This is a genomic window from Hymenobacter gummosus (assembly GCF_003970915.1).
GTDB lineage: Bacteria > Bacteroidota > Bacteroidia > Cytophagales > Hymenobacteraceae > Solirubrum > Solirubrum gummosum.
The window spans coordinates 429801-454311 of sequence record NZ_RXOF01000004.1 but is presented as its reverse complement, the minus strand read 5'-3'; the positions used below and the strand labels follow the sequence as shown (position 1 = coordinate 454311).

General features: G+C 64.0%; 25 protein-coding genes and 1 pseudogene. 9 read left to right on the top strand and 17 right to left on the bottom strand.

The genetic code is table 11. The features are described 5' to 3' along the window. Window positions 1-171: transposase (locus tag EJV47_RS10035; protein WP_165903686.1), on the top strand; the 171-nt coding region annotated here is incomplete at its 5' end. Between the two features lie 25 nt (window positions 172-196). Then, window positions 197-730 (top strand): annotated as a pseudogene (locus EJV47_RS10030) (Uma2 family endonuclease); the annotation flags it as partial. A gap of 4 nt (window positions 731-734) precedes the next feature. Here EJV47_RS10030 and EJV47_RS10025 read toward each other — a convergent pair. The 3 genes from EJV47_RS10025 to EJV47_RS10015 form a co-directional block, all read right to left on the bottom strand. Next, window positions 735-1322: a hypothetical protein gene (locus EJV47_RS10025; protein WP_126693006.1), complete on the bottom strand. Its 588-nt coding sequence runs from the start codon at window positions 1320-1322 to the stop codon at window positions 735-737. Window positions 1323-1414: 92 nt separating this feature from the next. After that, complete coding sequence (gene pruA, locus EJV47_RS10020; protein WP_126693005.1) at window positions 1415-3085, bottom strand: L-glutamate gamma-semialdehyde dehydrogenase; 1671 nt, start codon at window positions 3083-3085, stop codon at window positions 1415-1417. Between the two features lie 87 nt (window positions 3086-3172). Beyond that, window positions 3173-4078, bottom strand: coding sequence for a hypothetical protein (locus EJV47_RS10015; RefSeq protein WP_126693004.1), 906 nt, complete (start codon window positions 4076-4078; stop codon window positions 3173-3175). A 124-nt stretch (window positions 4079-4202) separates the two neighbouring features. Here EJV47_RS10015 and EJV47_RS10010 point away from each other — a divergent pair, with 124 nt between their 5' ends. Continuing rightward, window positions 4203-4919: an SIMPL domain-containing protein gene (locus tag EJV47_RS10010; protein WP_126693003.1), complete on the top strand. Its 717-nt coding sequence runs from the start codon at window positions 4203-4205 to the stop codon at window positions 4917-4919. Window positions 4920-4933: 14 nt separating this feature from the next. Here EJV47_RS10010 and EJV47_RS10005 read toward each other — a convergent pair whose 3' ends face one another. From EJV47_RS10005 to EJV47_RS09990, 4 genes are all read right to left on the bottom strand, one after another. Then, the gene (locus EJV47_RS10005) at window positions 4934-5863 is read right to left on the bottom strand and encodes a hypothetical protein (protein ID WP_126693002.1); all 930 of its coding nucleotides are present in this window, start codon (window positions 5861-5863) and stop codon (window positions 4934-4936) included. After that, window positions 5863-6555 (bottom strand): YjjG family noncanonical pyrimidine nucleotidase, encoded by a 693-nt coding sequence (locus EJV47_RS10000; protein WP_126693001.1) that lies wholly within the window; start codon window positions 6553-6555, stop codon window positions 5863-5865. Before EJV47_RS10000 ends, EJV47_RS10005 begins: the two co-directional genes overlap by 1 nt. Window positions 6556-6596: 41 nt before the next feature. Continuing rightward, window positions 6597-6917 (bottom strand): (2Fe-2S) ferredoxin domain-containing protein, encoded by a 321-nt coding sequence (locus EJV47_RS09995; protein ID WP_126693000.1) that lies wholly within the window; start codon window positions 6915-6917, stop codon window positions 6597-6599. Window positions 6918-7064: 147 nt separating this feature from the next. Next, window positions 7065-7460, bottom strand: coding sequence for an ArsR/SmtB family transcription factor (locus EJV47_RS09990; protein WP_126692999.1), 396 nt, complete (start codon window positions 7458-7460; stop codon window positions 7065-7067). Window positions 7461-7580: 120 nt separating this feature from the next. On the opposite strand from EJV47_RS09990, the gene EJV47_RS09985 reads away from it, so the two are divergent. Continuing rightward, window positions 7581-8255, top strand: a complete 675-nt coding sequence (locus EJV47_RS09985; RefSeq protein ID WP_165903685.1) for a carboxypeptidase-like regulatory domain-containing protein — start codon at window positions 7581-7583, stop codon at window positions 8253-8255. Between the two features lie 356 nt (window positions 8256-8611). Continuing rightward, window positions 8612-9988 (top strand): NAD(P)/FAD-dependent oxidoreductase, encoded by a 1377-nt coding sequence (locus EJV47_RS09980; RefSeq protein ID WP_126692997.1) that lies wholly within the window; start codon window positions 8612-8614, stop codon window positions 9986-9988. Window positions 9989-10095: 107 nt separating this feature from the next. On the opposite strand, the gene EJV47_RS09975 is transcribed toward EJV47_RS09980, so the two are convergent. The 9 genes from EJV47_RS09975 to EJV47_RS09935 form a co-directional block, all read right to left on the bottom strand. Then, window positions 10096-10509, bottom strand: coding sequence for a hypothetical protein (locus EJV47_RS09975; protein ID WP_126692996.1), 414 nt, complete (start codon window positions 10507-10509; stop codon window positions 10096-10098). Window positions 10510-10592: 83 nt separating this feature from the next. Next, window positions 10593-10994, bottom strand: coding sequence for a hypothetical protein (locus EJV47_RS09970; protein WP_165903684.1), 402 nt, complete (start codon window positions 10992-10994; stop codon window positions 10593-10595). Between the two features lie 131 nt (window positions 10995-11125). Next, window positions 11126-11500 (bottom strand): PH domain-containing protein, encoded by a 375-nt coding sequence (locus tag EJV47_RS09965; protein ID WP_126692994.1) that lies wholly within the window; start codon window positions 11498-11500, stop codon window positions 11126-11128. 77 nt (window positions 11501-11577) lie between these two features. Next, window positions 11578-11961 (bottom strand): VOC family protein, encoded by a 384-nt coding sequence (locus tag EJV47_RS09960; protein WP_126692993.1) that lies wholly within the window; start codon window positions 11959-11961, stop codon window positions 11578-11580. Further along, window positions 11958-12407 (bottom strand): helix-turn-helix domain-containing protein, encoded by a 450-nt coding sequence (locus EJV47_RS09955; RefSeq protein WP_126692992.1) that lies wholly within the window; start codon window positions 12405-12407, stop codon window positions 11958-11960. Before EJV47_RS09955 ends, EJV47_RS09960 begins: the two co-directional genes overlap by 4 nt. Continuing rightward, complete coding sequence (locus EJV47_RS09950) at window positions 12404-12790, bottom strand: hypothetical protein (protein ID WP_126692991.1); 387 nt, start codon at window positions 12788-12790, stop codon at window positions 12404-12406. Before EJV47_RS09950 ends, EJV47_RS09955 begins: the two co-directional genes overlap by 4 nt. An 86-nt stretch (window positions 12791-12876) precedes the next feature. Then, window positions 12877-13266, bottom strand: a complete 390-nt coding sequence (locus EJV47_RS09945; RefSeq protein WP_126692990.1) for a RidA family protein — start codon at window positions 13264-13266, stop codon at window positions 12877-12879. 178 nt (window positions 13267-13444) lie between these two features. Further along, the gene (locus tag EJV47_RS09940; RefSeq protein ID WP_126692989.1) at window positions 13445-14008 is read right to left on the bottom strand and encodes a Crp/Fnr family transcriptional regulator; all 564 of its coding nucleotides are present in this window, start codon (window positions 14006-14008) and stop codon (window positions 13445-13447) included. Between the two features lie 218 nt (window positions 14009-14226). Next, window positions 14227-16581 carry a M1 family metallopeptidase gene (locus EJV47_RS09935; RefSeq protein WP_126692988.1) on the bottom strand — a complete coding sequence of 785 codons (2355 nt, stop codon included), beginning with the start codon at window positions 16579-16581 and terminating at the stop codon, window positions 14227-14229. A 619-nt stretch (window positions 16582-17200) separates the two neighbouring features. Here EJV47_RS09935 and EJV47_RS09930 point away from each other — a divergent pair. From EJV47_RS09930 to EJV47_RS09915, 4 genes are all read left to right on the top strand, one after another. Further along, the gene (locus EJV47_RS09930; RefSeq protein ID WP_126692987.1) at window positions 17201-18262 is read left to right on the top strand and encodes a hypothetical protein; all 1062 of its coding nucleotides are present in this window, start codon (window positions 17201-17203) and stop codon (window positions 18260-18262) included. A 5-nt stretch (window positions 18263-18267) separates the two neighbouring features. Continuing rightward, window positions 18268-19176, top strand: a complete 909-nt coding sequence (locus tag EJV47_RS09925) for a DUF4249 family protein (RefSeq protein WP_165903683.1) — start codon at window positions 18268-18270, stop codon at window positions 19174-19176. Continuing rightward, window positions 19173-21605 carry a TonB-dependent receptor gene (locus EJV47_RS09920; protein WP_126692985.1) on the top strand — a complete coding sequence of 811 codons (2433 nt, stop codon included), beginning with the start codon at window positions 19173-19175 and terminating at the stop codon, window positions 21603-21605. The genes EJV47_RS09925 and EJV47_RS09920 overlap by 4 nt, the downstream gene beginning before the upstream one ends. Window positions 21606-21973: 368 nt before the next feature. Continuing rightward, window positions 21974-23749, top strand: a complete 1776-nt coding sequence (locus tag EJV47_RS09915) for an FG-GAP-like repeat-containing protein (protein ID WP_126692984.1) — start codon at window positions 21974-21976, stop codon at window positions 23747-23749. 72 nt (window positions 23750-23821) lie between these two features. Here EJV47_RS09915 and EJV47_RS09910 read toward each other — a convergent pair whose 3' ends face one another. Further along, complete coding sequence (locus EJV47_RS09910) at window positions 23822-24436, bottom strand: HupE/UreJ family protein (RefSeq protein WP_126692983.1); 615 nt, start codon at window positions 24434-24436, stop codon at window positions 23822-23824. Window positions 24437-24511: the final 75 nt, after the last annotated feature.

The window sequence follows — 24511 nt, the reverse complement described above, 5'->3', positions numbered from 1 at the left end:
CGCACCGACCAACGCCCGTATGATGCCAACTTATATGCCGACCGTAACAAAGTAGAACGCTTCTTCGGCCGACTGAAAGAGGCACGCGGCTTGGCCACCCGCTACGAAAAAACAGCCTCCTCCTTTTGGGCCCTCGCTCACCTGCTCGCGGCACTCGACTGGATGCGCTGACTGTCCACGGACTCTAGAGGAAACCTCCGAGGTGCGCCACGAATTCTACCGTGGGGAGATTTATGCCATGTCGGGCGGACTTGGTACGCACAACATAGCTGTACAGAACTGCGCCATCAGCCTCCGTGCTGCCCTGCGCGGAAAAGGTTGTCGGGTCTTCGTCGAGAACATCCGCTTAGCTGTTATGGAAGGCGAAGGCTACACCTATTCAGATGTGATGGTGACGTGCCACCCCGACGATACGCCAAATAACGGGACGATGTATCATCCAGTGATGGTGATAGAAGTCCTGTCGCCCAGCACGGCCAGCCACGACCGGGTGTGGAAATTCAACCGCTACACCCAACTGCCGTCGTTGCAGCACTACCTGCTGGTATCGGTCGACAACTGGCTGGTGGAATGGTTTCGACGGGAGCCGTCGGGGGTGTGGTCGTACACGCCACTGGCGGGAGCTGATGACGCAGTGCAGGTACCAGAGTTAGGGCTAAGCTTGCCGCTGGCGGATATTTATACGGAGCTGGATATTCAGCCGACGCTTAATAATCCGCCAAGCTTGTAACTGACTAAAATTTAAACGAGTTGAGAGTAGGTGCTAACTGCACTACCCAACCAGCATCACTCTTTTGACAAAAAACATATTTGCTAGTACCGCCTCCTGCATCGGCCCAAGTGAGCTGAAAGTACGCTCGGGAAAAATTCGCGTTGAAAACCACTCTGGATAGCCGATAGGCAGCGGGAGCATCAGTTTTGGGCACAATAAGCTTTGGCGTGAAAGCTACATGGGCTGCTATTTGCAGAACAGGAGGCGTAACTGTCGAATGACGCGCCTGCGACCAATTGGTGCTATCATTTAGTACGCGGATAAAATCAGCTGATAACTGATGTTCTTGATCAAGCTTCGCCATTGCTTTCTGAGAAAGGTGTGGGAAGTTTAGCGAGTCGTAAATGCCGATTGTGTCTTGTTTAGTAATTGGGGCAATGTAAAGCGGCGGCTTCATTACTTGGTCACAAACTGCCGCCAACAGACTGACTTCTTGCTGCTTGTAATAGTTTGAATCAGGGAGATGATGCGGCAAGGGATGTGAGCAGCCTATACAGCACCAGCCTAGCACTATGAGAAACGCAAATAGCTTCATTAAAGGGTTCAGCATAGATTTCAAAGTAGCCCAATCTACTCGATAATACCACAAAAAAGCCGCCCCGGTCACCCGGGGCGGCTTTGTGTTTCTACCAGCCGGGCCGTTTAGAAGCCGCCTTTGCCGGTCACGTTCAGGTCCTCGTGGTTGTCCACGCCCAGGAACGGGTAGCGGTAGTCCACGGGCGGCACGAAGGTTTCCTTGATGGTGCGCGGCGACACCCAACGTAGCAGGTTCAGGATGGAGCCGGCCTTGTCGTTGGTGCCGGAGGCGCGGGCCCCGCCGAAGGGCTGCTGGCCCACCACGGCGCCGGTGGGCTTGTCGTTGATGTAGAAGTTGCCGGCCGCGTTGGTCAGCTTCTTGGTGGCCAGGTCCACGGCGTAGCGGTCCTTGGCGAAAACGGCGCCGGTGAGGGCGTAGGGCGAGGTGCCGTCCACCAGCTCCAGGGTTTTCTCAAATTGCTGCGAGTCGTACACGTGCAGGGTCAGCACCGGGCCGAACAGCTCCTCGCACATGGTCACGTACTGCGGGTCCTGGGCCACGAGGATGGTCGGCTCGATGAAGTAGCCCTTCGACTTGTCGTGGCCGCCGCCAACCAGGATTTCCACCGAGTCGTCGTTTTTGGCCGCGTCGATGTAGCGGGCCAGCTTGTCGAACGACTTCTCGTCGATAACGGCGTTGATGAAGTTCGAGAAGTCCTCCACGTCGCCCATCTTCATCGACTTCAGGTCCTCGATGAGGTAGCCGCGCACGTCATCCCACAGGTTCGAGGGAATGTACACGCGCGAAGCGGCCGAGCACTTCTGGCCCTGGAACTCAAAGGCGCCGCGGCTGATGGCCGTTGATACCTCCTTGGCATTGGCCGAGCTGTGGGCAATGATGAAGTCCTTGCCGCCGGTTTCGCCCACCACGCGGGGGTAGGTGCGGTAGGTGGCCACGTTCTCGCCGATGGTTTTCCAGACGTTGTTGAACACGCCCGTCGAGCCGGTGAAGTGGATGCCGGCAAAGTCGCGGTGCTTGAAGATGACCTCCCCGGCCGTGGGGCCGTCGACGTACACCAGGTTGATGACCCCGTCGGGCACGCCGGCTTCCTGGAACAGCTCCATCAGCACCTGGGCCGAGTACACCTGGGTGTTGGCAGGTTTCCACACCACCACGTTGCCCATCATGGCGGGCGCGGTGGGCAGGTTGCCGGCAATGGAGGTAAAGTTGAACGGCGTCAGCGCGAACAGGAAACCTTCCAGCGGGCGGTGCTCCAGGCGGTTCCACATGCCGGGCGCCGACTCGGGCTGCTGCTGGTAGATCTGCTGCATGAAGTGCACGTTGAACCGGAAGAAGTCGATCAGCTCACAAGCGGAGTCGATTTCGGCCTGGAAGGCATTTTTGCTCTGGCCCAGCATGGTGGCCGCGTTCAGCCTGGCGCGGTAGGGGCCGGCCAGCAGCTCGGCGGCTTTCAGGAAAATGGCGGCGCGCTCCTGCCAGGGCAGCTCGGCCCACCGAGTGCGGGCGGCCAGGGCGGCGTCGATGGCCTGCTGCACGTGCTCGGCCGAGCCGAGGTGGAAGTGGCCGAGGGTGTGCTGGTGGTCGTGGGGCGGGCTGATGCGCTGCAGGTTGCCGGTGCGCACCTGCTCGCCGCCGATGTACATCGGAATGTCCTTTTCCTCTTGCTTGAGCTGCTTGAGCATGGCTTGCAGCTCGCGGCGCTCGGGCGAGCCGGGGGCGTAGCCCTTCACGGGCTCGTTCTTGGGGGCGGGGACGTTGAAAAAGCCGTTGGCCATAGCGGGGAATGTCAGGGGGCTTTGTGAAGGCTTGGGTTGAGCGGGCAAAGATAGACCGCAGTCCGACTATGCGGCGCGGACGAATAACTAGGAGGCCGCCGGGATGTTGGCCGCCGCGCCCGGATTCGGGCGGCGGCGCTGCCAGTACAAGGCCGCCCCACCCACCAGCAGCCAGAATACCGCCGGCCCGTAGCCCGGCGCCGCGCGGCGGATTTCGGCCAGCTGCTTTTCCCAGCGCACCGGGCCGCCGCCCAACCAGGGCCGCCGGCCCGTCAGCGGTAAGGGGGTGGCGCGGTGCTGGCTGACAAACAAATAGGCGTACTCATCGGCGCGCAGAGCTGCTAATTCGGTCGCGGCCGTGCCGGCGGGCCGTAGCGTGGCGCGGGCCGGCTCGCCTGGGGTGGGCGGCTCCAGCTGAATCAGGGTGAGCGGCACATCGGCCCCGGCTTGGTAGAGCTGGTAGCGCGCATCCAGCCAGGCCGTGTAGGCAAACAGGCCCAGACCCCACAGCACGACGCCGCCGCTCAGCACTGCAGCCAGCTGCGGCCGCCGCCGGCTCAGCAGTGTCCCCGCCGCCAGCAGCGCGGGCGGCAGCCACCAGGCCGCTGGCCGCTCAAAGCCTTCAGTACCCGCCAGCTGGGCCAGCCAGGCGTGGCCCGGTGCCACCTGGATGGGCAGCACATCGTGGCGGCGCAACTGCGGGTACAGCCACGCCGATACCGTCACCGTCGCCTCCGCGGAATCGGCGGCGCCGGCGGGCAGGTGGCGTACGACGGCCTTGTATTCCGGCTCCCGCTGGGCCCGGCGCACGTGGTAGAGCTGCCGTACCCGGCCCGTTTGCACCGGGCTGCGGGCGGCGGCCAGCCGCTGCATGATAGTCCAGCCGGCCACGCCGAAGATGATCAGCAGCACCAGGCCGATGAAGCCGTAGCCGATGAAGTTGCTGATAAAACTACCGGCGCGGGAAGCAGGGGTGGGGGAGGGCGTGGTCACGGCGGAAGATAGGCAGGGCGCGGGGCTTCATCGGCATTCATAAGCCGCTGACTGGTAATTCGTAGCAGGCCGGCCACAATACCCGGCCGCACCCGGCCGTTCGGCTGCAAAACCCTGCTGCTTTATGCGTCTACTGCTCTGCCTCGGTGGCCTGCTGGCCCTGTCTTCCTGTGCGCCCCAAACCACCACTACCGCGCCCGTGCGCCAAATTAAAGTATCGGGCTACGGCACCGTCACGGCCTACCCCGATCTGGCCGAAATTACCGTGGAGGTGTCCTTCACCAAGCCCCGGCTCAAGGACGCCACCGTGGAAACGCAGGCGGTGGTGGAACAGGTCATTGCCGCCTCGCGCCCCTTTATCAACAAGCCCGAGGACTTGCGCGTCAGCCACGTCTCGACCAACAAAGAGTACGACTACGTGCGTGAAAAGCAGGTTTTCGTGGGTTTCGAGGCCACGCAGTCCCTCACCGTGCAGCTGGCCGACCTCAACCGCCTGGAAGCCTACATGGAAGCCCTGCTGCAGACGCGCATCAGCCGCATCAAGAGCCTGACGTACGACCATTCCCGGGCCGACAGCCTGCGCCGCGAAGCCCACATGATTGCCCTGCGCAACGCCCTCAAATCGGCCGACAAGCTGTGCGGGGTGCTGGGCACCAAGCGCGGGGCGGTGCTGGAAGTCACCGAGGGCTACGGCAGTTCCGGCGACAACGACGGCTGGGGCCGGCCGCGCCCGGTGGATATGGAGCTGTACGGCAAGGGCATGGGCGGCCGCAGCTTCCGAATCACGCCGGAGCTGATGCACTTCGGCGGGGTAGTGCAGGCCGCGGTGGCGCTGGAGTAAGCGCTGGCCGCGGCTCAGTCGAAATCAGCTTCGGCGGGGCGCCACAGGTCCCAGCTGCGCGACAGGCCCCAGGCCAGCAGCCCCGCGCCGCCCAGCAGCAGGAGTACCGCCGGCCAGTAGCCCCAGGAGGCCGCCTGCCGGGCCGGGCCGTGGCGTTGCCACCCCGCCCGTTCGGCGGCGAAGTCGGAAAACCAAGCTTCCTGCCGCAGCCGGACGACCTCGCCGCGACGCAGGCGGGCCAGCAGGTAGGCGTATTCCTCGGCGTACAGGGGCTGACGCAGCGTGAGCGTGGTGGCCGGCACGTACCCGTCACTCGGCATCCGGAACGTGGCCGTGGGCACGCCGCCGGGCCGCGGATAATCCAGACTCAGCAGCTGCAGGTCGGCGCGCTGCCCGTAGGTGTAGGCCCCAAACTCCGCCTGCCGCCGCCCCTCGGCCCAAAACAGCGGCAGGGACGCGGCGGCCGCCCCCAGCCCGATCAGGGCCAGCGCGGCCGCCCCCAGGGGCTGCTGCCGCAGGGAACTGGAGCCGCGGCGGAACGAGGAGAACAGGTGCAGCAGCAGCAGCCCGGCCGGAATGTAAAGCTTGAAGGGGTCCGGCCGGGTGCCGGCCAGGCTGGCCAGCGCGGGGCGGCTGGCGGGGTACTGCACGGGCACCGCGTCGCCCGGCCGCAGCTGCTCCGAGAGCCAACTGGTACTGGGCACGGCGGTACGCACCGTGTCGCCCGGCCCGATGGCGAAGGCCACGTCCAGCACGAAATCCGGTTTCCCTTTCTGGTTTTGCCGGCGCAACTCTTCCACGCGGGCTTCGCGCAGGGGGCCGCGGGCCGCCAGGTATTGCCAGGCGTAAGGCCACAACAGCAGCGCGGCCACCATGAGGGTCAGGGCCCAGAAGACGGGGCTGGTTAGCCGGGAAGGCGGCGACTCATTGGGAAGGTCAGCCACTACAAAATGTCCTTCAATTCGCTTAGGCAGCTGATTTCGTAGGTCACCTCGGCCGAGTGCCGGCGCTGAGCGGGGTTGAAGTACACTTGATCGATGCCGGCGTTGTAGGCGCCCAGCACGTCGCACTCCAAGTTGTCGCCAATCATCAGGCTGTCGGCCGCCGTGGTGCCGGCGCGCTCCAGGGCGTGCTCGAAGATGCGGCGGTCGGGCTTCAGGCAGCCGCTGCACTCGGAGGTGACGACCTCCTGGAAATAGTCCGTCAGCCGGGACGAGGCCAGCTTGATGTGTTGCACGTCCTGAAAGCCGTTGGTAATCAGGTGCAACGTGTATTTGCCTTGCAGGTAGTTGAGCACCTCGTAGCAGTGCGGAAATACGGCCGATTTCAGCGGCAGCAGATCGGTGAACTGGGCCGAAATTTCGGCTGGTACCTCGTTTTCGGGTACGCCGAGCTTATGCAGGCTGCGCACAAAGCGGATGTCGCGCAGCTCCTGCTGGCTGATTTTGTTGGCCTGGTACATGCGCCACAGGGCGTGGTTCACTTCGCTGTAGCGGGCAATGAATTCTTCGACCGTGAAGCCGTAGCGCGCGAAGCCGTGCAGCGCGTAGAGGTGGCGTAGGGTTTCGTCGGCGTTTTTCTCGAAGTCCCAGAGGGTATGGTCGAGGTCGAAGAAGAGGTGGCGGTAGGTTTTCAATTAAAAATTGAGAATGAAAAATTAAAAATTACTGCTGCGGGCTACGGTTCAATCTGCAGCCGCTTCACCACTTTGCCGTGGCCCAGGTGCTCGGCCACGAGGTCGGCGGCGTCCTTGGGCTGCACGTCGCCATACCAGATGCCTTCGGGATACACCACCAGGGCGGCGCCGGGGCCTTTCTTGCAGTGCTTGCACACATCGAGGCAGCCGGCGGTCTGCACCCGGTTTTTGCGCTTTTTGCCGCCGAGCAGCAGGCTTTTCAAGTCCTGCTTTTTCAACTCTTTCTTGATGGCCTTGGCCACGTCCTTGCCAACCTCGCTTTTCTGGTTGGTGCAGACGAACACGTGGTGCTGGTATTTCATAGTGGGCTTCCCGTCAGGCCGTCATTCCGAGCGAAGTCGAGGAATCTCGCGTGCTGACTTCTGATAGCAGCCTCATCGTTCAACGAGTAGATTACTATCCGGCGAGATGTCTCGGCAAGCTCGACATGACGTTCCATTAATGTCGTGCTAGGGTTGCGGCGTGCCGGTCCAGTGGCGGTTTTGCAGCTTATACGCGGCCAGCTCGCGGTTCGACCAGAGCGTCTGGTAAATCTTCTGGTCCTTCTGCAGCTGCTGGTCGCGCTCCATATAGCCGAGCTGTTGCTGCAGCAGCTCGGCGTACTCTTCCTTGATGAAGTAGAACATCCAGTTGTCGAGGCGGCGGAAATTCACCAAACCTGCATTCTTCAGGGTGGATAATTGCCGCGAAACTTTCGTCTGGGTGAAATCCAGCACCTGCTCCAGGTCGGAAATGCACATTTCCTGGTTACGCCAGAGCAAATGCAGGATGCGCACCCGCGACTCGTCGCCCAGGGCTTTATATAAGCCGAGCCCGAATGCAACGGAAAAGTGTTTGAGACGCATCTTTTGGTTAGCCGCCGGGTTATGTAGCCGGCGGCCCTCGGCTACGAAGGTACGCCGAGCCTGCCCGCGCCTCATCAAAGAGCCGTATCTTTGCTTATACCGCCACCCGCCGACATGCCCTTGATTGCCCGTTTTCGTTTCTTTCTCAGCCTCTGCCTGCTAGCCGCCGCTTTTGGCCTGGCCGCGCTGCTGCCCCACGGCGCCCACGCCCAGGGCCAGCGGCAGGTGGTGCAGTTTTCGGGCATCGTGGCCACCGGCGACTCGCTGCTGGGCGTGCCCGGCGCCACGGTATTCCTCCCCAAAGCCGGCCGCGGTACCGCCACCAACGCCTACGGCTACTTCTCGCTGCCCGTGCTGGCTGGCGACTCCATCGTCATCCGCAGCCTGGGCTACCGCAACCAGTACGTGGTCATCCCGGCCGACTACCCCCGGCAGAGCTACTCGGTGATTGTGCAGCTCAAGGAAGACGCCACGGTGCTGCCCGAGGTGCGCATCTTCCCCTACGTGACGGAAAAGGACTTCAAGCGCGCCTTTTTGGCCCTGAAGCTGCCCCAGGAGCGCGGCACCCGCACCGCCGAAAACCTCAACGAGGAAATCCTGCGCCGCATCTTCAACAACGCCCCGGTCACCAGCATGGCCAACTACCGCCAGACCATGCAGATGCAGCAGCTCGACCAGCAGCGCCGCTTCGGCACCGCCCCGAACCCGTACAGCAACAACCCCCTGCTGAACCCCTTCAGCTGGCTGCAGCTCATCAACCAGATCAAAAACGGCGAGTTCAAGAAGAAGGACTAACGGCCGGTTCGAGTGGCAGTCATTGCGAGCGAAGCGAAGCAATCCTTCCTCTAGTAGCACCGCCGACTCAATACCCACCGCCCGAAATTGCTGCTGCAGTTTCGGGCGGTGCTGTTTTTGGTTGGTGCGTATTGTACCGTCGTGCCGCGAGAGGAAAGATTGGCTACGCCTTCCTGCGGGTGCCGCGGCTGCGCCTCGCAATGACTGCCACCCGAACCGCTGCCGCCGCTGGCTGTTTTACCGGCGGCGGCGCCTCTGCTTCGTAACCAGCCAACCGGTTTTCCGGTAAAGTCAGACCAGGCCGCTATGTGCCACCGCGGGCGCTGCTTGCCCGCCCCAACCCCCAGGTTTGCCTTATGGATACGAACCTTCCGAAAACTGCGCACCCGCGCCTGGTTATCATCGGCTGCGGCTTTGCCGGCCTGCGCCTGGCCCAGCAGCTCAAGCACGACCCGGTGCAGGTGGTAGTCATCGACCGCCACAACTACCACAACTTCCAGCCCCTGCTCTACCAGGTGGCCACCGGCGCGCTGGAGGCCGACAGCATTGCCTACCCCATCCGCAAGATTTTCGCCGGGCAGAAAAACTTCTTTTTTCGCTTGGCCGACGTGGAGCGCGTGGACCCCGCCACCAAGCTGGTACACACCAATATCGGTGAAATCAGCTATGACTACCTGGTCATTGCCACCGGCTCTTTGACGAACTTCTTCGGCATCGAGAGCCTGGAGCGCAACGCCATGCAGATCAAGAGCATCCCGAACGCCCTGAACCTGCGCAGCTACATCTTCCAGAACTTCGAGAAGGCCCTGCTCAAATCGGACCCCGAGCAGCGGCAGGCCCTGCTGAACATCGTGGTGGTGGGCGGCGGCCCGACGGGCGTGGAAATCAGCGGCTCCCTGGCCGAAATGCGCCGCACCGTGCTGCCCAAGGACTACCCCGAGCTGGACCTCTCGCAGATGAAAATCATCCTGGTGGAGGCCGGGCCGGCTCTGCTCGGGCCGATGTCGAAAAAGTCGCAGGACGATGCGCTGCGCTACCTGCAGAACCTGGGCGTGGAAGTGCGCCTGAACACCGGCATCAAGCGCTTCGAGGAGTGTCGGGCCTACTATTCCGATACGGAGTTTATCCCGACGGAAAACCTGATCTGGGCCGCCGGCGTGAACGGGGCCGCCCTGCCGGGGCTGCCCGAGGCCACCATCACGCGCAACAAGCGCATCAACGTGAACCAGTGGAACCAGGTGGAGGGCCTGCCCGGCATCTTCGCCATCGGCGACGTGGCCAACATGGTGACCGAGGACATGCCCAAGGGCCTGCCCATGCTGGCGCCCGTGGCCCAGCAGCAGGCCGACCACCTGGCCGAAAACTTCCGCCGCCTCGCCAAAGGTCAGCAGCCCGAGCCGTTCAAGTACTTCAACAAGGGCGTTATGGCCATCGTGGCCCGCAACAAGGCCGTGGTGGACCTGCCCAAGGACCTGCACTTTAACGGCTTTTTCGGCTGGCTGACCTGGCTGTTCGTGCACCTGATGACGCTGGTGGGCTTCCGCAACAAGGTGGTGGCCTTTATCGACTGGGCCTTCAGCTACTGGAACTCCGACAAGGCCCTGCGCCTCATCATCCGCCCCTTCAACCGCCGCGACATGAAGGACGACCGGGGCAAGCGCGCCGCCGAGCACCAGGCTGCCACGCCCGAGTACAACCCCACGCCGCCCGCCATCCAGACGCCCGCGGCGTAGCGGTGAAATGGTGAGTTGGTGAAATAGTGAGTGTCGTGCTGCCCCCCGACGAAAAACGGCCCGTCAACCTGGTGGTTGGCGGGCCGTTTGGCTGAGTAGAGGCGAGGTTAGTTGTTACCTGCCGTGGGGGCCCGCTCGCAGGGAGTAGGCGTTACGTTGCAGAGCGTGTAGAGCGGCATGTCGGCGGGGGCGTCGTAGGCTTCGCACTGCACGGCGGGGCGGCGGCCGCCCTGCACCAGGTTAAAGTATATGTTGGTGCCCGCGGCCGCAAAAGGGCCCAGTTCCGTGTGGGTCGAGACGACGTGCTCGTAGGTTTTCAGGCCGGCGCCGTCGAGGTTGAGCCGCACCGTCTGCCCCGCGGTGGAGTTGGTCAGCTGCACCAGGGTGCCGGCCATGCAGGTCTTGCCCAGGACAATGCCGGCCGTATCGGCATTGCAGGTAGGTTGGGGCGGCTTTTCGCAGGTAACCAGGTCGCAGCTGCTGAGCAGCGCCAGGGGGGCCAGAAGCCAGTACGTTTTCATGAGCAGGAAGGAATAAGGGTACGCCGCAAGGAGCTGCCTCCTGCCCGGGAAGGTTGTACGGGCCCGGGAAAATCATCGGGAGCTTAGTTGCAGGGCGTAGACTGCACTACTTCCAGGGTGACGAGCGGCGGTGGGGCGGCGCACTGGGTGGTGCGCGGCCCCGCCGCGCTGATTTCGTCGGGGGTGGCCTGGTGAGCCAGCAAGTATACCCGCTGACCGGGGCGGCGCAGAGTAGCGGGCAGGTTGAGGGCCGTCACAGCGTAGCTGTACTGGTTGCCGACGGAATCCACCCAGCCTTGGGCATTGCCGTTGGGCTGGCTGAGGCTCAGCACGAAGCCGTAGGAGCCGCTGGAGTTGCTGCAATGGCGGCCTACCACGGTGGCCTCCACGCATTGCGCCTTGGGCGTGTCGTCGTCCTGGCAGGCGGCGAGGGGGAGAAGCAAGCCAGCCGCCAACAGGCAAGCCGGAATCAAACGCATAGTCATAGCGGGGGAATGATTGGAAGGTGGAATGACCAGGTAAAGGATTGAAGGAGCGAAAGACTGAGGCTGGGACTCGCGTCTTGGTGGTCCCAGACAATATTCAATCATTCAGTCGTTCAATCACTCAGTCACCGTTACAGCGCGTACTCAGCCAGGGCGCGGCTGATGTCGTGAATGTTCTGGTCGTTGCGGAAGGTCTTGCTGATGGGTTCGGTCTGGCCGCGCACCCAGATTTTCAGCTCCGCGTCGAGGTCGAAGTGGCCGGTGGTTTCCATTGAAAACCGCTCGATACTGCGGTAAGGCACGCTCAGATACTCCTTCTTCTTGCCCGTCACACCCTGCTTATCCACCAGGATAAGGCGCTTGTTAGTGAAGATAATCTGGTCGCGGATGATGCTGTAGGCTTTTTCCACCCGCTCGTCGGAGGCCAGGATGCGCGTCAGCTCCTGCTGGGTGTCCTGGTTGTCGTTTTCGGAGGCGTTGCCGAGAAGGCCGTCGAAGATGCTCATAGCGGGAAGGGGCTGAAAGGGTTGGGCAACGCAATGATAGGATATCCGGCGCGGAGTGGGCTGGCCTGGGGCCGCGGCTACACCTGTACGAGCTGGATGTAGTTGCCGCAGGTGTCGTCGAGCACGGCCAGGGTGACGGCGCCCATGGGCGTGGGCGGCATGCTGAAGCGCACTCCCAGGGCCAGCAGCCGCTCGTACTCACGCTGCACGTCAGCCACATTGAAGGTCGCCAGCGGAATGCCGGCCTCGAACAGGGCCTGCTGGTAGGTGCGGGCCGGCGCGAAGCCCAGCGGCTCCAGCAGCAGCTCCACGCCGTCGCGCTCATCCGGGGCCACCACGGTCAGCCAGCTATGCTCGCCCAGCGGAATGTCGGTTTTCTTGACGAAGCCCAGGACTTCGGTGTAGAACTGCAGGGCGCGGGCCTGGTCGGTGACCATGACGCTGGTGACTTTGATGTTCATAAAGAGGCGTTTTGGGCGCAAGAATCGGCAGCCTCCGGCCGCGGGGCTTCTCCAAAATTGCTTTTCTGCCCGGCCCGGACGGCAAACGTGCGCGGCGGGCAGCCCATCTGCTGCCGAAACAAGGCCGTAAAGCTGCTCACGCTGTCGAAACCCACCGCAAAGCAGGCCTCCGTAGCCGAGGCCCCGGCCAGCAGCAACCGCCGGGCCTCGCGCAGGCGCACCGTCGTCAGGTACTGGTGCGGGGTGCGGCCGTAGTACTGCCGAAACAGCCGCAGGAAGTGAAACCGGGAGCAGCCGGCCGCCGCGGCCACGTCGGGCAGGCCGATGGGCTCGGCGTAGTGCGCTTCGATGAACTGCCGGGCCTGCAGCACTTGCTGGCGTCGGTGTGCGTGCGGAAATACGATGGCGCGCAGGCGGTGCAGCTCCTGTTGGTAGTAGCTGCTCATAAGCGCGAATCGGTTATCTGAATGGTGAAATAGAGTAAGCCCGTCGGCTGCCGCTGGTGCCAGCCCGGGCACACGCGGCCAGCCACGCTATCGGCTGGCGCATAACGAAAACGCAGCCGCTGCCCTTGGCGCCGCCGAAAGTCCGCGTTGTTGACCGCGGCAATGGCATTACGGCCCACAATGGCGTCCCGGTGATTTTCATGCGTAGTGCAAACCGGCCGCCCAATAGGGTACTGTTGGTCGACTTCGATGATAAGGCCTTCGCGACAGGTCCAGCCCAGCACCGTGCCGCTTACCTCGGCCGGCTGCTGGCCCCGGGCCGTGCAGGCCGTCAGGCCCAGCATCAGCAGCACGCCCATGAGCAGGTGATAGAAATTCGGCATGGAAGAGGAAAAAACAGCCGGACCCGCACCGGGCCCGGCTGTTCAAATCTAACCGAAAGAAGAAGCATTTTCCGCTGCCGGAAAGGCTACTTCACCACGGTGGCTTCCAGCTCCACTTTCAGGGTTTCGTAGAGGCTTTTGACTTCCAGCAGCGTGGTGGCCTGCTTGATGCCGTGCCGCGTCACCCACTCGATGAGCTGGGGGAAGCAGGGCAGAAATTCCTCGTGCGAGGTGGTGTACACCGTCAGCCGCACGATGCCCGCGGGCTCGTAGCCGGCCTCCTCGATGACCTGCTCCAGGTTGCCGATGGCCAGCTGCAGCTGGGTGGCCATGTCGGCGTCGCTGGAAGTGCCGTCGGGCAGCACGGCGGCCTGGCCGGCGCAGTAGAGCGTGCCGCTCACGTTTTTCACTTCCACGGCCTGCACGTAGCCGCGCGCATCCTGCCACTGCCAGGGGTTTATCAGACGCTTTTCCATTTGCTTGGTTGGGTTTGGGGTGAGGCCGCCCGCCGCGCTTTAAGCAGCGTTGACAGCGGCCGGTTATTCACCCGCAAAATTCCGGCGCGTAGCCCGGCGCCGCCCGTGACCTGCCGCACGATTACGCTGTGACCTAGCGCACACCTGGGGCACACGCCGGGCACATGTTAGGCCCCGCTCAACCCGACAGCCGGCTCAGCGTTTCGCGCGACACGCCCAGGTAGGAAGCCAGCAGCGTCTTGGGCAGCCGCCGAATCAGCTGGGGGGAGCGGCGGGCCAGCTGCTCGTACCGCTGCTGGGCGCTGGTGGTCAGGAAGGATAGGATGCGGTTTTGGGCGGCCATATTGCCCAGCAACGCCTTTTCCAGGAAGAAATGCTCCATTTTCGGCAGGCCGGCGCACATTCTCCGGTAGTCGGCCAGAGTAATGCCGAGCACCTCGGTGGGCTCCACGCATTCCAGCGAGAGGGTGGCGGGCGTCTGCAAGTAAAACGCCTGAAAGTCGCTTTCCCACCAGTCTTCCAGGGCAAAGGAAATGATGTGCGGCTTGCCCGTGTCGTCGGTGTACACCAGCTTCAGCAGCCCTTGTACCACGAAGTAGAAGTAGCGCACCGGCTCCCCCGGCTGAATCAGAAACTGGTGACGCCTGAAGGTGCGGGCCGTGAAATGCGACCCGACGAAGGCAAACTCGTCGTCGGTCAGCGGCACGATTCGTTCGATATGGGCCCGTAGTTGTTGCTGCATCTGTTCCAAGGAGGCAAGAACGTCATGTCGAGCTTGTCGAGACATCTCGCTGGATAGTAATTCCAATCGTGAGGTTACCCTTAAACGTCAGCACGCGAGATGTCTCGACTTCGCTCGACATGACGGACTAACAGTTACCGCAGCCGCTCCGACAACAAAACGGCCGGACCCCACACGGGGCCCGGCCGTCCGAAGCTAACCGAAAAGGCGAAGTCGGCTTACCGCCCGCCGGTGCTGCCGCCACCCTGCTGCGGTTGCTGCGACGACACGTTGCGCTGCTGCATGGGGTTGGTAGCGGGTTGCTGCTGCTGCTGAAACAACTCAAAGCGCGAAGGCGCCAGCTTGCGCGGGAAGCCGTTGTTGGAGAGGTCCGTGTCGGCCGTCTGCAGGTAGGGGTCGAGGGTGAAGGAGGCCACGGGCTTCTCGGTCACGAACACCTTGGTTACCTCCGCGTTGTTCTTGCGCCAGATTTCGGCCGGGATGTTGACCACCTCCTGCGTGCCGTCGTTGAAGGTCATCTGCACCACCACGGGCATCACCAGGCCGCCCAGGTTCTTGAGGCTCACTTGGTAGAAGTTCAGGCCCTTGTTCAGGGTTTCCTGCTCCTTGGGCGTGAGCTTCGCCAGGTACTGCTGGTAGCGGGCCTTGTCGGTGTCCGACACGGCCAGCGCGTCGTAGCCGTTGTAGAAGTCCTTCAGCTCGGGCCGCTCGTCCACCAGCGTCTTCGGAATGGCCTGCAGGTTGCGCTGCTGCGAGAGGGTCTGCGGGGCGGCGTTCAGCTCCTCGCGCCGGCGGGCATTTTCAATTTCGGGGTTCTTCGAGTCCACCTTGTACCACTGCACGTTCTCGATGCTCAGGTCGGTGTGCTCGGTGCCGTAGAACCAGCCGCGCCAGAACCAGTCGAGGTCCACGCCCGAGGCATCCTCCATGGTGCGGAAGAAGTCGGCCGGCGTCGGGTGCTTGTAGGCCCAGCGCTGGGCGTAGGTTTTGAAGGCGTAGTCAAACAGCTCCCGGCCCATCACCGTCTCGCGCAGGATGTTCAGGGCCGTGGCGGGCTTGCCGTAGGCGTTGTTGCCCAGCTGCAGCACCGATTCCGAGTTGGTCATGATCGGGTTCTGCAGGTTCGCAGCCATGCTCATGTAGGGCACAATCTGGGCCGGTTCCCCGCGGCGCGAGGGGTAGCCCCGTTCCCATTCCTGCTCAGCCAAATACTGGCAGAAGGTGTTCAGGCCCTCATCCATCCAGGTCCACTGCCGCTCGTCGGAGTTGACAATCATGGGGAAGAAGTTGTGGCCCACCTCGTGAATCACCACCGAAATCAGCCCGTACTTGGTAGCTGCCGAGTAGGTGCCGTCTTTTTCGGGGCGGTAGCCGTTGAAGCACAGCATGGGGTACTCCATGCCGCCGATGGAGCCGTGCACCGAAATGGCCACCGGGTACTGGTAGGGAATGGTGCGCTTGGAGTAGGAGCGCAGCGTGTGCGCCACCGACTGCGTGCTGTACTGCCCCCACAGCGGGTTGGCCTCCTTGGGGTAGTACGACATGGCCAGCACCGGCTTGCCCTCGATGGTCAGCCCCATGGCGTCCCAGATAAACTTGCGCGAGGACGCCCAGGCAAAGTCGCGCACGTTTTTGGCCGCGTACACCCAGGTTTTGGTGTTCTTGGCGCGGCCCTGCTCGGCCTTGGTGGCCTCGTCCTGCGTCACGATGACCACGGGCTTGGCGGCATTCTTGGCCTGGGCCAGCCGCTGCCGCTGCGTGGCCGACAGCACCTGCTCGGCGTTCTGCAGCGTGCCGGTGGCGCCCACCACGTGGTCGGCCGGGGCGGTGATGCTCACCCGGTAGTCGCCGAAGGGCAGGGTAAACTCGCCCTGGCCCAGGAACTGCTTGTGCTGCCAGCCGTTCACGTCGTCGTACACGGCCATGCGGGGGTAGAACTGAGCAATTTCGTAGAGGTAGTTCTTGTCCTCCGGGAAAAACTCGTAGCCCGAGCGGCCGCCCACCTTGGGCTGGTCGTTCACGGTGTAGTGCCACTTCACCGTGAAGGTCACGGCCTGCTTGGGCGCCAGGGGCCGGGGCAGGTCCACCCGCATCATGGTGTAATTGATGGTGTAGGGCAGCTGGCTGCCGGCCCCTTTCATGCGGATATCGTCAATCTTGAACGAGCCGTCGAAGCCCGTGCGCTGAATGTACTCCAGCGCCCCGAACGACATCTTGTCCTGCAAGGAGGCCGTCTGGGTGGCCGCCGTCATGGAGTTCGGGGCGTAGATGTTCGCGTCGAGCTGCAGCCAGAGGTAGCTGAGCTTGTCGGGCGAGAGGTTGGTGTAGGTAATGTCCTCGGTGCCCGTAATGCTCTGCGTCTCGTCGTTGAGCGTCACGCGGATGTTGTAGTCGGCGCGCTGCTGCCAGTAGTCCTTACCTGGGGCACCGGAGGCGGTGCGGAAGGTAGTGGGCGTGGGCAGCTCCGTGCCGAGCTGGGCAAATTTGTCGGTGCCGGAGTGGGTTTGCTGCGCCAGCGCGGGGCCAGCCAGCAGGGCGCCCAGGGCAGTAGCGAGTAGGATGCGGAAACGCATACGGTGGAAAAAGGGCGAAATGAAGCAGTAAGTTACAGCCGGCCGGGGGAAAAGCCGCGGCCGGCGGGCCCCAGGAAATCTTGGCGGATGCCAAGGACGCCGGGCCGCGGGCAGGGTTGCGCGGGGCGCGGACAGAACCGGCGGAAGTTGCCGCAAAGTGCCCGGGCCGGTACTAAATTACCGCTGCCGCCGTTGAGGCCGCAGACCTTTACCCGCTACTGTTGGAGGCCAGAACGGCACCGCTGTCATACCGATGCGTAATTCGCTGAAAGGCTGAAAGTATTCAATAAATTCAATGTCACATACTGTTGTAAATTAAGCCAGTGCGCGTTATGATCCTGCAATAAAAAACGCTTGTAAAAGCAGCTCAGCCTCTCTTGTGTCAAGTCAATATTGAAATTAAACAAATCATTTAAGCGGCACCTTGTTCCTTGAAAAGTACCCGAGCCAATCTTATCTATGTGCTTAGTATTCACTTTTTTCCAACCTACCAACACAATGAGAAAGTATGTCGTAGCAGCCCTGACTTGTGGGCTAATTTTTTGGTCTGATTTCCTGTGAAAAGGAAACGGTAGAAACGCCCGCACCCACGCCGGTAACACTCGACAGCGACGTTCGAGTGGAAGACGGAGTGTTGCGGTTTCGCAACCGCCGGGCGCTGAGCAACTACCTGGTGCGGGCAAGCAAAAACGAGCGGGCGGCCGACCAGTGGGAGAGTGCCCACCAGTTCACGTCAATGGAGCGGGCCTATACCACAGCTATGCAGGCGGATGAACAATTGCAGGCCGGTATCATCAGCAGCCTGACGCCGGCCCAGCAAACGGCCCTGGCGGGCCAGCCCGAGCCGCACTCGGCGGCGTACCGGCAATACGAAGCCGCCGGCACCATTCTGAACGTGCGCGAGCCGGACGGTTCACATTCCACCTGGATGAACACGTTCAACCCGGCCGTGGCCCGGGCCATCAATTCGGATGGTATCGTGGCAATAGGCGACAGTTTGTATCGTTATGCAGCCGACCGTTTTTACCTGCTGAAGACCGGGGACCTGCGCCGGAAAAATGAATTGCTTAACCCAAGAGCTTCCGCCGACCTGGAGATTAAGAGCGCCCGCAACGAACAGTTGGAGCAGTTAGGCGCTATTCGGAGCAATCCACAAAACGACCAGCCCGAACCGTTGATTACTTACCTTTTGAAGCCTGCTACCGGTTCGGGGCATAACGTTTCCAAAGGTCTTTGGCCTGCTTTTTACTCCAACGATAGTCGTCGAGTCTACATGTCAGTATACTTTTATTCTGATCTGCCCAGCTTTGGGTCTAACAATAACTTAGTGAATTACTACCACGATGTGCTATGCCAGCGGAAAAATACCTGGGGCAACTGGGTCGCGGCCGACTGCGCTGGGCGCATCCACTACTTCAACTCCTCGCTCAACTACTTCTACACCCTGATTGACCTGAACACCAACCAGACAACCGTAAACAGCTACACGCTCACCGACAACTTCCACGAAAACGACGTGTCCTACTGCTCCAACGCGCGCCGGGCAGAATACCCCGACCTGAACGGCACGTTCACGGCGCCTTTCGGCTATGGCTTTGCCGATCAGTACGAGATAACCCAGGGCTTCTGGGAAGTGGGCGTACGCGGTGGCAACGGTTTGTATTTGTCCATCACTAAATAACTGCTTTGCAACGCACCGTTACCTACTCTTTGCTTACGTCGATATTTCTTGGATGCACCTGCGGGTGTATCCAAGAAATTGATTCGGATTTGCCGGCCCCGCCAAAACGGCTGGTGCTGGGCTGCTTCGGGCAGGCCGGCAGGCCGGTGGAGGCCTACGTGGGCCGGGTGACGGCCCTGGCCGACAGCGCCCGCCGCCACGTGGCCGACGCGCGCGTGGAGCTGTACTTGGACGACCAGTTGGCCGCCGTGCTCCCCCACGTGCGCAACGGGCGCTACGCGGCCGACACCGCGCTCAAGCTGCAGGCCGGGCAGGTGGTGCGCCTGCGGGCCCTGGCCCCGGGCTTTCCCGCGGCCGAGGCCACCGACACGGTGCCCGCCCCGCCCGACCCGGCCACCAGCGCCTACTTCCGCTGGCCCACGGGCATCAGTCGCGAAGACGGCACCATCTATATGACCGTGTACCTGACGTTGCCTGACTTGCCTGGTCGGAGTTTTTACGAGGTGCTCAATTCTCCTAGGAACATGTATGCCGGACTGGATTTAACCGCGCAAGACCCGGTGCTGTTGGCCGAAGCCGATGAGGCGTTCAAGCCAACGACGCTGTTTTTCTCTGATCGGCTGTTTGCCGACCGTACCGCTGAACTGCAATTGCGGGGATTCAACGGCAATACCTACTTTCCACCGCCAACTCCCGACAATGCCCTAATTCTGGTACGCACGACGAGCCGCTCATACTACCGCTACCGCAAGACGTGGACGCGCCACGCCTACAACCAGACCACCTTGCCCAGCGACCGGCTGCAGGTGGTGTGGCAGGGCGAGCCGATTCCGCTCTACTCCAACGTGCGGGGCGGCTACGGCGTGCTGGCCTGCTTCCACGAGCGCACCGTCCCGCTGCCCTGGCGCCGATGAGCAAGTACCTGCTGCTCGCCACTGCCCTGCTGGCCGCCCCGGCCGCCCGGGCCCAGGCCCCCGCCACCATCACGGTGCGCGGCCACGTGGTGGACGCCCGCACCGGCGAGGCCCTGCCCGGGGCCGCCGTGGTGCTGCCCGGCTCGGGCCGCGGCGCCACCACCGACGCGGCCGGGCGCTACTCGCTCACCCTGCCCGCCGCCGACTCGGTGCGCCTCACGGCTACCCTGCTGGGCTATGCCCCCCAAACGGCCACGCTGGCCGCGCGCCGCGCCAGTTGGCTGGATTTCCGTCTGCCGGCCGCCACGGCCACGCTGGGCGAAGTGCAGGTGCGCGGGCAGCGGCCCGAAGAAGCCGGCACCACGCCCGGCCTGAGCACCCTGCGCCTGAGCCGGGCCGAGCTGAAGCGCATGCCTCCGCTGCTGGGCGAAACCGACGTGCTGCGCCCCCTGCAGCTGCTGCCCGGCGTGCAGGGCGGCGCCGAGGGCCGCAGCGCCCTGTACGTGCGCGGCGGCTCCCCCGACCAGACGCTGGTGCTGCTCGATGCGGTGCCCGTGTACTCCGTCACCCACCTGGGCGGCTTCCTCTCCACGCTCGATGCCAACGCCGTGGAAAGCGTGCAGCTGGTGAAAGGGGGCTTTCCGGCCCGCTACGGGGGGCGCCTGTCCTCGGTGCTCGACGTGAAGCTGCGCGAGGGCGACGCCCGCCAGTGGCACGGCGAAGCCGCCCTGGGGGTGCTGGCCACCCGCCTGGCCCTGCACGGCCCCCTGCGCCCCGGCCGCAGCACCGCCCTGCTCACGGTGCGGCGCGGCAACCTCGACCTGCTCTCGCGCCCCCTGAGCTTCCGCAGCGCCGAGGGCCGCAGCACCGCCGGCTACGCCTTCCACGACGCCACCCTCAAGCTCACCGAGCGCCTGAGCCCGCGCCAGCAGCTGAGCCTGCTGGCCTTCACCGGCGCCGACCGGCTGTTCATCAAAGACAAGGAGCAGGAAACCCGGGCCATCGGCAGCGGCGGCGGGCGCACGCTCAGCAGCGGCGGCAGCGACCTGCGCTACGGCAGCCGCCTGGCCGCCCTGCGCTGGCAGCACGAGCTGTCGGCCCGGCTGGGCGCCACCTTTACGGCCGGCGTCAGCAGCTTCTTCTACCGCAACGGCCAGACCTCGCGCACCACCGTGTACACGGGCAGCCGCAGCCAGCGCACCGACGCCGAGGCCAGCTTCCGCGCCGGCATTACCGACGGGCTGCTGCGGGCCGATGCCACCTACGCCGCCCACCCCGCCCACGCCCTGCGCTTGGGGGCCGGCCTCACCCTCCACGACTTCCGGCCGGGCCTCAACCACTACTTCGTGCAGGAAGCCGGGCAGGCCGAGCCCGCCGTCGACAGCACCTTCGGGGCGCCCCGGGTGCGGGCCACCGAGCTGATGCTGTACGCCGAAGACACCTGGCAGCCCAGCCCGCGCCTCACCCTCAACGGCGGCCTGCACCTGGTGCGCTACGCCCCGGCGGGCCGCCACTGGCTGTCGGCGCAGCCGCGCCTGTCGGTGGTGTACGCCCTGCGCGACCACCTGCGCCTGACCGCCTCGGTGGCCACCATGCGCCAGTTTGTGCACCTGCTCACCAACAACGGCGCCGGCCTGCCCCTGGACCTGTGGGTACCGGCCACCGCCGAGGTGCCGCCCCAGCGCGCGGTGCAGGCCACGGCCGGCGCCACCTGGGCCGTGCCCGGCCCGGCCGGCCTGGAGCTGGGCGCCGAGCTGTTCGGCAAGCAGCTGCGCGGGCTCATCGACTTCCGCGAGGGCGCCACCTTCTACCACAGCACCCTGCGCTGGGCCGAGCGCCTGGAGCTGGGCGGGCAGGGGCGCGTGGCGGGGCTGGAGCTGCTGGCCCGCAAAAAGCAGGGCCGCACCACCGGCTGGGTGGGCTACACGCTCAGCCGCAACGAGCGGCGTTTTCAGGGTCTGAACGCCGGGGGCTGGTTTCCCTTCAAGTACGACCAGCGCCACGCCGCCTCGGTGGTGCTGATGCGGGAGCTGAAGAAGCGCGTGCAGCTGACGGCCACCTGGCAGTACAGCACCGGCAACGCCCTCACCCTGGCTCTGGCCCAGTACACGGCCCCGCAGCCCGGCACCACCAACCCCGACCTGCCCCCCGCCGACCCCGGCAGCCGCTTCCAGCCCGCCCGCGCCGAGCTGTACGGTCCGCGCAACGGCTTCCGCATGCGCGCCTACCACCGCCTCGACGTGGGCGCCACCTTCCCGCGCCGCGTGCGCCACGGCGAGCGGGTGTGGCAAGTGGGGCTCTACAACGCTTACAGCCGCCAGAATCCCTATTACCTGTACTTCGACAACGACCGGGCCGGCCGCTGGCACCTCTATCAGCTGGCCCTCTTCCCGATTTTGCCCGCCGTGAGCTACGTACGGCGCTGGTAGTTGACCTCCACGCGCCGCTAAAACCGCTAGCATTGCCGATTCAAAGCCCTCCAACGACCAGTTCCCGGTGACGGCGGGCGGCTCCGGCCACGCGCAGCGTCAGTTGTCCCGGCACCCAGACCGCCGTGACGAATAGCACTCAACCGATTGCTGCACCACCGTCCGGCGGAGCGCACCGGCAACGCACCAGGGTTGCGCGGGGCGGCGCAATTATCCGGTTTAACCGCGCAAAGTATTCTGGGTTGAGAGTCAGCTAATTGATTGCCAGAAGGATATACACAAATTGGCAATGCCCTGCGCGGGAAATGCTTAGCCTATCAGGTCCTTGTACTTATATTTAGCCCGAACTGTATTTTTTCATCTACAATATGAAGCAACTGATACCCTCCCGCCCTAGGCTGCTGCCCTTGGCCCCCACCATCCTGGCCACGCTGCTGAGCGGCACGGCCACCGCCCAAGGGCCCACCCTCGTTAGCTCGTCGCCCGCCCGCAACGCGGTGGCCGTGCCGGCTGCGGGCAGCGTGGGCCTCACCTTCAGCCAGGCCGTCAGCGCCGCCTCCGCCGGCAACGTGCGCGTGTTCGGCTCGATGCGGCAGGGCCTGCGCACAGGCACACTGAGCGGGGGCGGCAGCAGCGCGCTGACGTTTCAGCCCCAGCAGGCCTTTATGCCCGGTGAGCAGGTGAGCGTGACGGTGCCGGCCACAGTGCAAGGTACCGCCGGAGCCGCGGCCACGCCCTACGTGTACCAGTTCCGCGCCGCTAGTGCGCCGGCTACGGCCACTTTCAGCGGCACGACCAATACGGCCATCGGCAACAACGCCGGGGCCCCGAGCGCCGTGCAGGTGGCTGACCTCAACGGCGACGGCAACCTGGACCTGGTGCTCGGCGACGGCCTCGGCAACAACCTGGACGTGCGCCTGGGCAACGGGCAGGGGGGCTTCGGCGCTTCTACCAACTACAATTTCGGCACCATTCCAGGCCAGATCATTACCGCCGACGTCAACAACGACAACAAGCTGGATTTGGTGGTGAGCAACAACGGCGGCGTGACCCGCTACGTGCACGTGGCCCTCGGCGACGGGCAGGGGGCATTTGGTACGCCCGTGGCCCTGACGCTGCCCAGCATTATCCAGAGCATGGCCGTGGTCGACGTAAATGGCGACGGCAACCTGGATATTCTGACCTTCAACGGCCCGCCGACCTTTTCCCTCGACCCTCGCACCGTGAGCGTGCGGCTGGGCAACGGCACGGGCCAGTTCACGGCCCTCCCCGATTTGCCCATGGGCACCACCAGTAAAGTAATGGCGACGGGCGACATCGATAACGACGGCAAGATGGATTTCGTGCTGGCCGACTTCACCCAGAGCACGGTGCAGGCCTACTTCGGCGACGGGGCCGGCGGCTTTACGGTGTCCGCAGCCGCGGCGCTGAGCGTAGGCGCAAACCCGGGCAGCGTGATTCTGGCCGATTTGAACAACGACGGTAATCTGGACGTGGCCACGGCCAGCACCAGCGCCAACAGCGTGAGCGTGAGTCTGGGCAACGGCCGCGGCGGCTTCGCGGCGGCCAGCACGCAGGCCCTGACCAGCGGCCGCACGCCCATGAAGCTGCAGGCCGCCGACGTAGACGGTGACGCCGACCTGGACCTGCTGGTGGCCAACAACGGCCGCACCGGCGCGGCGCCCTTCCCCGCCGACGTGGTCAACGTGCTGCTCAACGGCGGGCAGGCCGCCTTCACGGCGGGTAGCCCCGTACCCGTCGACCTGATTCCGGTGGATATGGCGGTGGGGGACCTCAACAACGACGGCACCCTGGATTTGCTCACCATCAACCGCAATAACTTCACCTACAGCCTGCGCACTAATGCCCGCGTGACGGCCAAGAAAGCGGCCCGCGAGGAGCTGCCCCTGGCCGTGTACCCCAACCCCGCCCGCGAAGAGCTGACGCTGGAGCTACCCGGCGGCTCGGGCCGCGCTACGGTGGAAATTCTTAGTGCTCTGGGCCAGCGGGTCCGCAGCTTTACGCCCACGGTAGCCGGCAACGGCCGCGTGCAGCTGCCCCTGCAGAGCCTGCAGGCGGGCATGTACCTGGTGCGCGTGAGCACCGCGGCCGGCACCGCTACCCGGCAGTTTATGGTGGAGTAACTTGCTTTAGCCCCCAGCGGCGCTAGCAAAAAAGCCCGGCCCAACTCAGGTTGGACCGGGCTTTTTGCATTCCTACGCGCCCGTCAGCTGATTCAGCAGCAGCACCAGCGCAATGCCCGCGGCGGCCCCGCTGACGACCAGCTCCCAGTCGCGGCGGGCGGCGCCCAGCCCGCGCAGCACCAGCAGGCCCAGCAGCAGAATCAGCCCCACGATGAGCAGCTGCCCGATTTCTACGCCCACGTTGAAGGCCAGCAGCTCCAGCACCGGGCGGCTTTGCTGGCCCAGCAGCTCGCGCAGGTAGTTGGAGAAGCCCAGCCCGTGAATCAGCCCGAAGCCGGCGGCCAGGGCATTGGGCAGCGTCCAGAGTACCGATTCGGGGCGGCGACGCTGGGGGCGGCTCAGGCCGGCGCGGCCCGCCTGCCGCAGGTTCAGGGCGCAGGTCAGCAGGATGGTGACGGGAATCAGGGCCTCGATGAGGGCCGTGGGCAACGCGAGGATGCCCAGCGTGGCCAGGGCCAGCGTGAGCGAGTGGCCGAGGGTGAAGCTGGTGACCAGGGCCAACACCCGGCGCCAGTCGCTGAGCACGTAGGGGGCGCACAACGCCAGCAGGAACACGAGGTGGTCGTAGGCCCGCAAGTTGAAGATGTGGAAAAAGCCGAGCTGGAGGTAGGTCTGAAACACGGACATGCCGCAAAGCTAGCCCGGCCCGCCAAAACGCGCGGCGGCGCTTCGGCGTACCTACTGCCACTGCGCTTATCTTGC